This is a genomic window from Microbispora sp. ATCC PTA-5024 (assembly GCF_000511135.2).
GTDB lineage: Bacteria > Actinomycetota > Actinomycetes > Streptosporangiales > Streptosporangiaceae > Microbispora > Microbispora corallina.
In genome coordinates this window covers 1,279,845-1,291,591 of the sequence record NZ_KI866522.1, presented here as the reverse complement: position 1 = coordinate 1,291,591, position 11,747 = coordinate 1,279,845, and the positions used below count along the sequence as shown (strand labels likewise).

Genomic DNA, 11,747 nt, shown 5'->3' with positions numbered 1-11,747 from the left:
CGCCGCCCCCCGGCCGCGCCGCCGCCCCCCGGCCGCGCCGCGGACCCGTGGTCGCGCCGGGATGGCCCGGGCCTTCGCGGGGGCCTTCTGTTAGCGTGTTTTCTAACAAGCGTTTGGTGGAAAGGTGGCCCATGGGAATCTCCGCCGTCGTCCACTCCGGGGGTGTCGTCGAGGTCGTCGTGGACGTGCCCCCGGTCAACGCCCTCGCCGTACGGGACTGGTTCGAGCTGGCGGGGGCCGTGCGCGAGGCGGGGAGAGACCCGGCGACCCGGGCCGTCGTGCTGCGCGCCGAGGGACGGGGCTTCAACGCGGGCGTGGACATCAAGGAGATCCGCGACGACGCCGGCTTCGAGGCGCTGGTGGGCGCCAACCGCGGCTGCCACGCCGCGTTCGGGGCCGTCTACGAGTGCGAGGTGCCGGTGATCGCGGCGGTGCACGGCTTCTGCCTGGGCGGCGGGGTCGGGCTGGCCGGCAACGCCGACATCGTGGTGGCCGCCGACGACGCCTACTTCGGGCTGCCCGAGGTCGACCGCGGGGCGCTGGGCGCGGCCACCCACCTGGCCCGGCTCGTCCCCGGGCACCTCGCCCGCGCGATGGTGTACACGTGCCGCACCGTGACCGCGGCCGAGCTCCAGGCCCACGGGTCGGTGCTGGAGGTCGTCCCGCCCGATCGGTTGCGGGAGGCCGCGCTCGCGGTCGCGGAGGCCGTCGCCGCCAAGGACCCGTACGTCGTGCGCAGGGCCAAGGAGGCGCTGAACGGCATCGACCCGGTCGACGTGCACCGCAGCTACCGCTTCGAGCAGGGCCTCACCTACGAGCTCACCCTCATGGGCGCGGGCGGACGCCTGCGCGACGCGTTCGCGGCGGGGGAGGGGTAGCCGCCCGATGGACAAGGTGACGAGCGTGGAGGAGGTCGTCTCCTCACTGGAGGACGGCATGACGGTCGGCGTCGGCGGCTGGGGCTCCCGGCGCAAGCCGATGGCGCTGGTCCGCGCGCTCTGCCGGTCGGGCCTGCGGGACCTCACGGTCGTCTCGTGCGGCGGGCCGGACGTGGGCCTGCTGTGCGCCGCGGGCGCCGTCCGCCGGGTGGTCGCCCCGTTCGTGACGCTCGACTCGATCCCCCTGGAGCCGCATTTCCGGGCCGCCCGGCAGCGGGGGGCCGTGGAGCTCACCGAGTACGACGAGGGCATGTTCATGTTCGGGCTGCTCGCGGCGGCCCACCGGCTGCCGTTCCTGCCCACGCGGGCCGGGCTCGGCTCCGACGTCCTGCGGGCCGGTTCCGGCCTCGCCACCGTCCGCTCCCCGTACGGCGAGGGGGAGGACCTGGTCGCCGTGCCCGCGCTGACGCTCGACGTGGCGCTGGTGCACCTCGACCGGGCCGACACCCGGGGGAACGGGCAGTACCTGGGCCCGGATCCGTACCTCGACGACCTGTTCGTCAAGGCGGCCGCCCGGGCGTACGTGTCGGCCGAGCAGGTGGTCGCGCCGGGCGCGCTGCCGGGCCCGCCACAGACGCTCCTGGTCAGCCGCATGCACGTGACCGGCGTGGTCGAGACCCCGAACGGCGGCCACTTCACCGACTGCGGCCCGGACCGGGCGCGGGACGAGGCGTTCCAGCGGCACTACACGTCGTGCGCGGCGGACGGGCGGGCCTGGGCGGGCTTCGCCGAGCGCTTCCTGTCGGGGGACGAGGCCGCCTACCAGCGCGAGGTGCGCCGCTGGCACGAGGAGGGAGCGTGACGGCGGGGGAGGCCACGCGGGCCGAGGTGTGCGTGGTGGCCTGCGCCGAGGCGTGGCGGGGGGACGGCGAGATCGTTGCCGCGGCCATGGGCACCTGCTCGGTCCTCGGCGCGCGCCTCGCCCGGCTGACGTTCGAGCCCGGGCTGCTCACCACCGACGGCGGCGCGCTGCTCACGGCGGAGGCCGTCCCCCTGGGCGCGCCCGCCGGGGACGTCGAGGGCTGGCTGCCGTTCCGCGACCATCTGTGGCTGGTGCTGAACGGCCGCCGGCACGTGATGATGGGCGCCTCGCAGATCGACCGGTACGGCGGCACCAACATCTCCGCCATCGGCGACCCGGCCAGGCCCGCCGCCCAGCTCCTCGGCATGCGCGGAGCCCCGGGCAACACGGTCTGCGGGCCGACCAGCTACTGGATCCCCCGGCACTCGCCCCGCGTCTTCGTGCCGGAGGTGGACGTCGTCTCGGGAGTCGGCGGCGACCGGGCGGCGGCGCTGGGGCCGTCCGGCCGCTTCCACGAGCTGCGCCGCGTGGTGACCGACCTCGCGGTGCTCGACTTCGGCGGCCCGGACGGGGCGATGCGGCTGGTCTCGGTCCATCCGGGCGTGGAGCCGGACCGGGTGGTCGCGGCGACGGGGTTCCCGCTCGCGGCAGGCGGAGACGTGGCGGTCACCCGGCTCCCGACGGCGGAGGAGCTCCGCCTGATCCGCGACGTCCTCGACCCGGGCGCCCTGCGCGACCGCGAGGTCCACGGGCCGTGATCGACCAGGTGTTCCGCACGCCGCTGACCCGGCTCGCCGGGGTGCGCCATCCCGTCGTGCAGACCGGGATGGGATGGGTGGCCGGGCCGCGGCTGGTGTCGGCCGTGGCCGAGGCGGGCGGCCTCGGCATCCTCGCGTCGGCCACCCTGTCCCTCGACGGGCTCGCCGCGGCCGTCGCCGAGGTGCGGCGGCGCACCTCCGCGCCGTTCGGGGTGAACCTGCGGGCCGACGCGGCGGACGCCGACGCCCGGGCCGGCCTGCTCATCCGCGAGGGGGTGAAGGTCGCCTCGTTCGCCCTGGCCCCGCGCCGCGACCTGATCGACCGGCTGAAGGAGGCCGGCGTGGTCGTGATCCCCACCGTGGGGGCGCGGCGGCACGCGGAGAAGGTCGCCGCGTGGGGCGCCGACGCCGTCATGGTCCAGGGCGGCGAGGGCGGCGGCCACACCGGGCCCCTCGCCACCACGCTGCTGCTGCCCCAGGTGGTGGACGCCGTCGGGGTCCCGGTCATCGCCGCCGGCGGCTTCTTCGACGGGCGGGGGCTCGCCGCCGCCCTGTCGTACGGCGCGGCCGGCGTCGCCATGGGCACCCGCTTCCTGCTGACCGCCGACAGCCCGGTCCCCGACGCGGTGAAGGCCGTCTATCTCGACGCATCGGAGACCGTGGTCACCCGGCGGGTGGACGGGACGCCGCACCGGGTCCTGCGCACGCCGCTGGTGGACGCGCTGGAGCGCTCGGGCCGGCTCGCCGGGCTGGCCAGGGCGCTCCGCAACGCGCACCGCTTCCGCGGGGTCTCCGGGATGTCGTGGCCCGCCCTCGTCAGGGACGGGCGGGCCATGCGGCGCGCCCGGCGGCTCGGCTGGGCCGAGGTCCTGATGGCGGCCAACACCCCGATGCTGCTCAGGTCGGCCATGGTGGACGGCCGCCCCGACCTCGGCGTGATGGCGGCGGGGCAGGTGGTCGCCCTCCTCGGCGACCTGCCCACCTGCGAGGAGCTCATCGACCGCGTCGTCGGCGACGCCGCCGCCGTCCTGCGCCGCCTGTCGGCCCGCCTCGACGGCGACGGCGCTCATTCCGCGGACTGAGCGTGGTCCCTGCGGCCGCTTGCTGCGACGACGGCGCCCGGTCCGCGGACTGAGCGCGGCTGCCGCGGCCGCTACTCCTGCTTCCGGCCGGCCGCGGCGACGACGGCGGCCAGGGCCTCGGCGATGGCGGCCTCCGCGGGCCCCTTCCGGACGCCGAGGCCGGACAGCACGCCGGCACCGTCCTCCTGCTCCAGCAGGGCGAGCAGGATGTGCTCGGTCCCGATGTAGTTGTGCCCGAGGCGCAGGGCCTCCCGGAACGTCAGCTCCAGCAGCTTGCGCGCCTGGCCGTCGTACGGGACGAGCTCGGGCACCTCGCCGGCCGGCTCCGGCAGCGCGGCGGCCGCGGCCCGCCGTACGTCCTCCAGCGTCACGCCCTGGGCGGTGATCGCGGCGGCGGCGAGGGCCTCGGGCTCGCTGAGCAGCCCGAGGACGATGTGCTCGGGCCGGATCTCGGCGTTGCCGGCGGCGCGGGCCTCCGTCTGGGCCGCCATCACGACGTTGCGGGCCCGCTGGGTGTACCGGGTGAAGCCCTGGCCCGGGTCGAACGTCAGAGGCTCGGCGGAGCCCTTCGGCACGAAGCGCTTCTGGGCCGCCTGCTTGCTGACGCCCATGCTCCTGCCGATGTCGGTCCAGGACGCGCCGGAGCGGCGCGCCTGGTCCACGAAGTGCCCGATGAGGTGGTCGGCGACCTCGCCGAGGTGCTCGGCCGCCATGACCGCGTCCGTGAGCTGGTCGAGCGCGTCCGTGTGGACCTTCTTGATGGCCTGGATCAGGTCGTCCAGGCGGACCGGGACGTCCATGGGTTGTGGGTTCGACATGCGTCAACCATAGGTTGACGACGAAGGGATCGTCAACCAGAAGTTGACGATAATGCGGCCAGCACCCGGGCCCGGTGCCCGGCGGGCCCGCCCCAGGCCTGCCGCAGGGCCGTGGCCTTGCGGATCCACAGGCTCAGGTCGTACTCGTCGGTGTAGCCCATCGCCCCGTGTATCTGCAGCGCCGCACGGGCCGCCGCGTACGCCGCGTCCGAGGCGGCGGCCTTCGCCGCGGAGACGTCCCTCGGGAAGCTCGCCGCGCCGTACGTGAGGGCGGCGCCGTGCACCAGCGGCCGGGCGTACTCCAGGCCGACGAGGACGTCCGCCAGCCGGTGCTTGACCGCCTGGAACTCGCCGATGGGCCGCCCGAACTGCCGGCGCGACCGCGCGTGGGCGACCGTGGCCTCCAGCAGCCGGTGACCCAGCCCGGCGAGCTGGGCGGCGCAGGCCAGCGCACCCAGGTCGTACGCGCGGGCGGCCGCGGCTCGGACGGCGGGTCCGCTCGCGAGCACGGTCCCGGCGGCGACGGGGAACAGGCGCCGCGCGGGGTCCAGCGACGCGAGCGGCGCTCCCGGCTCACCCCGGCACAGCCGGTCGCCGTCGACCGCGAGCGTGAGGTCGGCCGTGTCCGCGTCCAGGGCGTACGGGACGGCGGGGGCGAGCGCGAGCGTGACGACGGCCGTGCCGTCCGCCACACGGGGCAGCCACTGGGCGGCCGGCCCGGCGTCACCGAGGGCGTCGAGGAGGACGGCCGCGGCGACCGTCTCCACGTACGGCCCGGGCGCGGCGTGCCGGCCGAGCTCGTGGAAGGCCGTGACCAGCTCGACCGGGAGCGGCCCGGCGCCGCCGTGCCGCGGGGGGACGGCCAGCGCGGGGACACCGGCCTCGGCGAGGGCGCGCCACAGCGCGAGCCCGGGCGCGGTGGTCCCGGCCGCCCAAGCGCGGATCGTCCCGGGACGGCCGGACCGGGAGAGCACCGCGTCCACCGTCTCCCCGAACATCCGCTGCTCGGCGTCCAGGACGAACCTCATCCGCGCCTCACCTCGGCCCTCCTTCCGGCACCACCCGGCGCGCGGAGCTTCACGGGGTTCCCGCGCCTCACCCCTGCCTCCCGCCCCCGCCCCCGCCCGCGTCGGCGGCGCGCGGAAGGCCGAGGACGCGTTCGGCGACGATCGTGCGCTGGATCTCGTTGGTCCCGGCGTAGACGGGCCCGGCGAGGGCGAAGACGTACCCCTCCAGCCACGGGCCGGCGAGTTCGCCGCCGGGGCCGAGGAGGTCGAGCGCGGTCTCGTGCAGCGCGAGGTCCAGCTCCGACCAGAAGATCTTGTTGATGCTCGCGGCGGCCCCGGGATCCTCGGCCCGGGAGACCGTCTCGTACCCCTTGAGCCGATACGCGCGGGCCCGGATCCAGGCGTCCGCGACCCGGTCCGCCGTCGCGGTGTCGGACGGGTCGCCGCGCTCGCGCCACAGGGACACCAGCCGGTCGGCGGCCGCCGTGAACCGCCCGGGGCTGCGCAGGGCCAGCCCCCGCTCGCTGCCCGCCGTGCTCATGGCGACCCGCCACCCGTCGCCGGGCGCGCCGACGACGTCGCGATCGGGCACGAAGACCCGGTCGAGGAACAGCTCGGCGAAGGCCGGCCTGCCGTCGAGGCGGCCGATCGGGCGGCGGGTGACGCCCTCGGCGTCCAGGGAGAACATCGCGTACGTCAGCCCGCGGTGCCGCCCGGCCGCGGGATCGGACCGGAACAGGCCGAAGCCCCGGTCGGCGAACGCCGCACGGGAGCTCCACGTCTTCTGGCCGTCGAGCAGCCAGCCGCCGTCGCAGCGCGTGGCGGTGGCCCGTACGGCGGCCAGGTCGCTGCCCGCCCCGGGCTCCGACCACGCCTGGGCCCACACGACCTCGCCCGAGGCCATGGCCGGCAGCACGCGGTCGAGCTGTTCGGGCGTCCCGTGCCGGAACAACGTGGGCGCGAGCAGGTTGACGCCGTTCTGGCTCACCCTGCCCGGTGCGCCGGCCGCCCAGTACTCCTCCTCGAAGACCAGCCACTCCAGCGGGGTGGCGTCCCGGCCGCCGTACCGCGCGGGCCAGGAGACCACCGACAGGCCCGCGTCGTGCAGGGTGCGCTCCCAGGCGCGGTGCGCGGCGAAGCCCTCGGCGGTCTCCAGGGAGGGCGGCGGGACGGCCGGCACGTGCTCCCGCAGCCACGCGCGCACCTCCGCCCGGAACGGCTCGGCCTCCGACAGGTCAAGATCCATCGGCCGCCGCCCGCATGCTCCGGGCGTCCATGCCGCCCAGCGGGTCGGCGCCCGTCTCCGCGTTGTGCGCGTGCGCGAGGTGGTGCAGCCCGAAGGCCGAGTCCATGCCGGCGTGCATGCCCTGGAGGTCCTCGGCCTGGTTGACGGCCTTCTTGGCCAGCGCGAGGCCGAGGCGCGGCATGGCGGCGATCCGCCCGGCCAGCGCCAGCGTCTCCGCCTCCAGGTCGGCCCGCGGCACGACCCGGTTGACCATCCCCACCTCGTACGCCCGCCGGGCCGGCATCCGGTCGCCGGTGAACAGCAACTCCTTGGCCACCCGGGGCGGCATGACCCACGGGTGCGCGAAGTACTCGACGCCGGGAATGCCCATCCGCACCACCGGGTCGGCGAAGAACGCGTCCTCCGAGGCCACGATCAGGTCGCACACCCAGGCGAGCATCAGCCCTCCCGCGACGCAGGCGCCCTGCACCATCGCGATCATCGGCTTGGGCAGCTCCCGCCACCGGCGGCACATCCCGAGGTACACCTCGGACTCCCGGGCGAGCCTGCTCTCCGCGCCCTGCTTGCCGACGTGGTCCCACCACAGCCCGGCCCTGCGCTCGAACGTGACGCCGGCGTCGCGGCCGGGCGTGCCGATGTCGTGCCCCGCCGAGAAGTGCGGGCCCTCCCCGGCCAGCACGACCACCCGTACGTCGTCGTCGGCCGCGGCCCGGTAGAAGGCCTCGTCCAGCGCGTACGTCATGGCCGAGTTCTGCGCGTTGCGGTACTCGGGGCGGTCCATGGTCACGACCGCCACCGGCCCGCGCCGCGCGTACCGCACGACGGACATGGCGACCCTCTCGTTGTTTCTAACAATCGTTTGGTAGAGTAACTCATCGAGGGTCCGTCGAGGAGGGCCGCCGCGCGGCCGGTTTGGAGGAGCCGGGTCATGCGCCCGTCCTACGTCCCGGGGCACGGCCTGCTCCGCGGCCGGGTGGCCGTGGTCACCGCCGCCGCGGGCACCGGCATCGGCGGCGCCTGCGCCCGCCGCCTGCTGGAGGAGGGCGCGCGGGTGCTGATCAGCGACGCCCACGAACGGCGGCTGGCCGAGGCGCTCGCCGCGCTGGAGAAGGAGTTCGGCCCCGGGCCGGTCGCCGCGGCCCCGTGCGACGTGACCCGCGAGGACCAGGTCCAGGGGATGTTCGCGGCGGCCGAGGACCGCTTCGGCCCGGTCGACGTGGCGGTCAACAACGCCGGCCTCGGCGGTACGGTGAACCTCGTCGACATGACCGACGAGCAGTGGAGCCGCGTGCTGGACGTGACCCTCAACGGCACCATGCGCTGCACACGGGCCGCGCTCGCGCGCATGCAGCCCCGCGGGCGCGGGGTCGTCGTCAACAACGCGTCGGTGCTCGGGTGGCGGGCCCAGGAGGGCCAGGCGCACTACGCGGCGGCCAAGGCCGGCGTCATGGCGCTGACCCGGTGCGCCGCCCTCGAGGCCGCGCCGTACGGCGTGCGGGTCAACGCGGTCGCGCCCTCGCTGGCCATGCACCCCCACCTGGTGAAGGCGACCTCGGCCGGGACGCTGGCCGAGCTCACCGCCCGGGAGGCGTTCGGGCGGGCCGCCGAGCCGTGGGAGGTCGCCAACGTCGTCGTGTTCCTCGCCAGCGACTACTCCTCGTACATGACCGGGGAGACCGTCTCGGTCTCCGGCCAGCATCCCTGAAAGGTCCGCCCGTCCATGAGCCCACGACGCCGCGACTCGGAGAGCGCCGCCGCCGCCCGCGCCGAACGGAGGGCGGAGGTGCTCGGCGCCGCCGCGAAGGTGTTCGCGTCCCGGGGGTACGCCGCCACCACGGTCCGGGAGGTGGCCGACGCCGCCGGCATGCTCGGCGGCAGCCTCTACTACCACTTCGACTCGAAGGAGTCGATGGTCGACGAGATCCTGTCGACGTTCCTCACCGACATGTGGGCGGCCTACGACCGCGTCCTCGCGTCCGACCTGAGCGCCCGGGAGACCTTCCAGGCCCTGGTCGCCGAGTCGTTCCGGTGCATCGACCGCTACCGCGAGGCCGTCGTCATCTACCAGAACGAGTCGAAGCTGCTGGGCGAGAGCCCGCGCTTCGCCTACCTCGCCGAGTCGCAGCGCCGGTTCCGCGAGATGTGGCTGTCGGTGCTCGACCGGGGCGTGATGGACGGCGTCTTCCGCGCCGACCTCGACACCGGGCTGCTCTACCGGTTCGTCCGCGACACCGTCTGGGTGGCCGCGAGCTGGTACCGCAGCGACGGGCGCCTGCCCGCCGGCGAGATCGCCCGGCAGTACGTCGCGATGGTCCTGGAGGGGATCCTGAAGGACTGAGGAGGTCCGATGGCCGCGACGCCCGAGGCCTACATCGCCGGCGCCGTGCGCACGCCCGTGGGCAGGCGCGGCGGCGGGCTGTCCCGGGTCCACCCCGCCGACCTCGGCGCCCACGTGCTGGCCGCGCTCGTGGAGCGCACGGGGATCGACCCGGCGGCCGTGGACGACGTGATCTTCGGCTGCGTCGACGCCGTCGGGCCCCAGGCCGGGGACGTCGCCCGCACCTGCTGGCTCGCGGCCGGGCTGCCCGAGGAGGTGCCCGGCGTCACGGTCGACCGGCAGTGCGGGTCGTCGCAGCAGGCCGTCCACTTCGCGGCGCAGGCCGTCATGTCGGGCACCGCCGACCTCGTGGTGGCGGGCGGCGTGCAGAACATGTCGCAGATCCCCATCGCGTACGCCTCGCTCGGCGCGGCCGAGTCCCTCGGGCTCACCGAGGGTCCCTTCGCGGGCTCGCGCGGGTGGCGGGCGCGATACGGCGGGCAGGAGGTGTCCCAGTTCCGGGGGGCCGAGATGATCGCCGATCGGTGGGGGATCTCCCGGGCCGCGATGGAGGAGTTCGCCTACGCCTCGCACGTGCGAGCCCTCCGGGCGGCCGGCGAGGGGCGCTTCGCCCGGGAGATCGCGCCGCTGGAGGGCGTGACGGCCGACGAGGGGCCGCGACCCGACACCTCGCCGGAGAAGATGGCGGCGTTGCGGCCGCTCGTCGAGGGCGGCCGCCTCACGGCCGCGGTCTCCTCGCAGATCTCCGACGGCGCGGCGGCCCTGCTGGTGTGCTCCGGACGGGCGCTGCGGACCCACGGGCTGACGCCCCGCGCCCGGATCCACCACCTGTCCGCCCGGGGGGAGGACCCCGTCCGCATGCTGTCGGCCCCCATCCCCGCGACCGCGTACGCGCTGAGGAAGGCGGGCATGACGATCGGGGACCTCGACCACGTGGAGATCAACGAGGCGTTCGCCTCCGTGGTGCTGGCCTGGCTGAAGGAGTTCGACGTCGACCCGGCGCGGGTCAACCCCAACGGCGGGGCGATCGCGCTCGGCCACCCCCTCGGCGCGACCGGGGCCCGCCTGATGACCACCATGCTCCACGAGCTGGAGCGCACCGGCGGCCGCTACGGCCTGCAGACGATGTGCGAGGGCGGCGGCCAGGCCAACGTGACGATCCTCGAACGCCTCTGACCGCGTCTCCCGACCCCCGGTCCGGTCGTGGTCCCGGTCGCGGTCAGGCCCCCACGAGCCGCCGCACGGCCTCGACGACGGCCCTGCGGTGCCCGGCCGCCTCGTCCGCGCGGAAGCCGGGCGGGACGTGGGGGCTGGCGGGCGTCCACGCGCTCGCGAGGGCGAGGACGAAGACCAGCAGGTCCTCGAGGGTGAAGTCCCATTGCGCCGGTCTGGACCGCGGCCGCGCGGCCCGGGCGAGGGCCTCGGTCTTGCGCCGCATCGAGTCGCTCAGGCCCTCCGGCGCGCGGCCGGTGCCCGCGCGCTCCAGGCGGTGCCAGGTGGCCAGCCTGAGCTGGTGCGGGTGGCCGAGGAGGTAGTCGAACAGCCGTCCCGCGTAGCCCGGCAGGTCGTCCGGCGTGAACGGCACCTCGTCGAGCAGGCGGGTGACGTGGGCGTCCATCACCGCGTCGAACAGCCCGTCCTTGTTGCCGAAGTACGTGTAGATCAGCGCCTTGTTCGCCTTCGCCGCCGCGCCGATGCGGTCGACCCTGGCCCCCGCGATTCCGTGGGCCGCGAACTCGTCGGTCGCCGCCTGGAGCAGGCGCGCCCTGGTCGCGTCGGGATCGCGGGTCCTCCCGCGTTCGTCGTCCGGCATGGGATCAGCATAACCAACTAACTGTTCATTTGCTTGTCGTCCGCCTCGTGGGCTAGCGTGCTAGCTAAACAACCAGTTATTTAGGAGGTGGACATGGCGACGACCTGGCTGATCACCGGCACTTCCCGGGGGCTCGGGCACGAGCTGGCGAAGGCGGTCCTGGAGCAGGGCGACCGGCTGGTGGCGACGGCCCGCCGTCCGGAGCGGCTCGACGATCTCGTACGGGCGTACGGCGACCGGGTGAGGACCGTCGCCCTCGACGTGACCGACGCCGCCGCCGCGCGGGCGGCCGTCGCGACCGCGGTCGAGGAGTTCGGCGGGCTCGACGTGGTCGTGAACAACGCCGGCTACGCCGACTCCGCGCCCATCGAGGAGACCTCGGAGGAGGACCTGCGCGCGCAGTTCGAGACGGACTTCTTCGGGCTGGTGAACGTGACGAAGGCCGCGCTTCCGGTGCTGCGCGAGCGGCGTTCCGGCACGTTCGTGCAGGTCTCCTCCGTCGGCGGCCGCGTGGGCGGCACGCCGGGGATGGGCGCCTACCAGGCCGCGAAGTTCGCCGTGGAGGGCTTCTCCGAGGTGCTCGCCAACGAGGTGCGCCCGCTCGGCATCCGGGTCCTGATCGTCGAGCCGGGGGCGTTCCGCACCGACTGGCAGGGGTCGTCGATGCGGAGGCCGGCCGTGGGCCCGGACTACGAGGAGACGGTCGGCGCCATGAACCGCTACCGGGACGCCTCCGACGGCCGCCAGCCCGGAGACCCGGCCCGCGCCGCGCGGATCATCACTCAGGTGGTCGGCATGGAGGACGCGCCGCTGCGCCTGCTGCTCGGCAGCGACGCCGTGGAGGCCGCGGCCCGCTCGTCGGCGTCCCGGGCGGAGGAGGCCGAGCGGTGGGCCTGGCTCAGCAGGTCCGCCGACTACCCGCTGGAGGAGCCGTCCCGGGCCTGA

Annotated in this window: 13 protein-coding genes; 8 read left to right on the top strand and 5 right to left on the bottom strand. The window is 75.3% G+C overall.

What is annotated here, in order from left to right:
- Positions 1-131: 131 nt before the first annotated feature.
- The 4 genes from MPTA5024_RS05805 to MPTA5024_RS05790 are packed head-to-tail and all read left to right on the top strand — an operon-like array spanning position 132 to position 3,580.
- Positions 132-878: an enoyl-CoA hydratase family protein gene (locus MPTA5024_RS05805; protein WP_036320530.1), complete on the top strand. Its 747-nt coding sequence runs from the start codon at positions 132-134 to the stop codon at positions 876-878.
- Between the two features lie 7 nt (positions 879-885).
- Positions 886-1,740: a CoA transferase subunit A gene (locus MPTA5024_RS05800; protein WP_036320527.1), complete on the top strand. Its 855-nt coding sequence runs from the start codon at positions 886-888 to the stop codon at positions 1,738-1,740.
- Positions 1,737-2,498 (top strand): CoA-transferase subunit beta, encoded by a 762-nt coding sequence (locus tag MPTA5024_RS05795; protein ID WP_036320524.1) that lies wholly within the window; start codon positions 1,737-1,739, stop codon positions 2,496-2,498. The genes MPTA5024_RS05800 and MPTA5024_RS05795 overlap by 4 nt, the downstream gene beginning before the upstream one ends.
- A complete protein-coding gene (locus MPTA5024_RS05790) occupies positions 2,495-3,580 on the top strand; it encodes an NAD(P)H-dependent flavin oxidoreductase (protein ID WP_269750546.1) in 1,086 nt (361 codons plus the stop codon). The genes MPTA5024_RS05795 and MPTA5024_RS05790 overlap by 4 nt, the downstream gene beginning before the upstream one ends.
- Before the next feature lie 71 nt (positions 3,581-3,651).
- Here MPTA5024_RS05790 and MPTA5024_RS05785 read toward each other — a convergent pair whose 3' ends face one another.
- From MPTA5024_RS05785 to MPTA5024_RS05770, 4 genes are all read right to left on the bottom strand, one after another.
- Positions 3,652-4,398, bottom strand: coding sequence for a Clp protease N-terminal domain-containing protein (locus tag MPTA5024_RS05785; protein ID WP_036320522.1), 747 nt, complete (start codon positions 4,396-4,398; stop codon positions 3,652-3,654).
- 32 nt (positions 4,399-4,430) lie between these two features.
- Complete coding sequence (locus tag MPTA5024_RS05780) at positions 4,431-5,426, bottom strand: acyl-CoA dehydrogenase family protein (RefSeq protein WP_036320519.1); 996 nt, start codon at positions 5,424-5,426, stop codon at positions 4,431-4,433.
- A gap of 67 nt (positions 5,427-5,493) precedes the next feature.
- A complete protein-coding gene (locus MPTA5024_RS05775) occupies positions 5,494-6,651 on the bottom strand; it encodes an acyl-CoA dehydrogenase family protein (protein ID WP_036320516.1) in 1,158 nt (385 codons plus the stop codon).
- Entirely contained in the window at positions 6,641-7,480 is an 840-nt protein-coding gene (locus MPTA5024_RS05770) for an enoyl-CoA hydratase (protein ID WP_051457741.1), read from the bottom strand. The genes MPTA5024_RS05775 and MPTA5024_RS05770 overlap by 11 nt, the downstream gene beginning before the upstream one ends.
- A gap of 99 nt (positions 7,481-7,579) precedes the next feature.
- On the opposite strand from MPTA5024_RS05770, the gene MPTA5024_RS05765 reads away from it, so the two are divergent.
- Genes MPTA5024_RS05765 through MPTA5024_RS05755 form a run of 3 tightly spaced genes read left to right on the top strand, consistent with a single transcriptional unit; the run spans position 7,580 to position 10,165 of the window.
- Positions 7,580-8,356 (top strand): SDR family oxidoreductase, encoded by a 777-nt coding sequence (locus tag MPTA5024_RS05765; RefSeq protein WP_036320513.1) that lies wholly within the window; start codon positions 7,580-7,582, stop codon positions 8,354-8,356.
- Between the two features lie 15 nt (positions 8,357-8,371).
- The gene (locus tag MPTA5024_RS05760) at positions 8,372-8,989 is read left to right on the top strand and encodes a TetR/AcrR family transcriptional regulator (protein WP_036320511.1); all 618 of its coding nucleotides are present in this window, start codon (positions 8,372-8,374) and stop codon (positions 8,987-8,989) included.
- A gap of 9 nt (positions 8,990-8,998) precedes the next feature.
- Positions 8,999-10,165: an acetyl-CoA C-acetyltransferase gene (locus MPTA5024_RS05755; RefSeq protein ID WP_036320510.1), complete on the top strand. Its 1,167-nt coding sequence runs from the start codon at positions 8,999-9,001 to the stop codon at positions 10,163-10,165.
- Positions 10,166-10,208: 43 nt separating this feature from the next.
- On the opposite strand, the gene MPTA5024_RS05750 is transcribed toward MPTA5024_RS05755, so the two are convergent.
- Complete coding sequence (locus MPTA5024_RS05750) at positions 10,209-10,802, bottom strand: TetR/AcrR family transcriptional regulator (RefSeq protein ID WP_036320508.1); 594 nt, start codon at positions 10,800-10,802, stop codon at positions 10,209-10,211.
- Between the two features lie 93 nt (positions 10,803-10,895).
- Between MPTA5024_RS05750 and MPTA5024_RS05745 the strand changes: the two genes are divergently transcribed.
- Positions 10,896-11,747, top strand: a complete 852-nt coding sequence (locus MPTA5024_RS05745) for an oxidoreductase (RefSeq protein ID WP_036320506.1) — start codon at positions 10,896-10,898, stop codon at positions 11,745-11,747.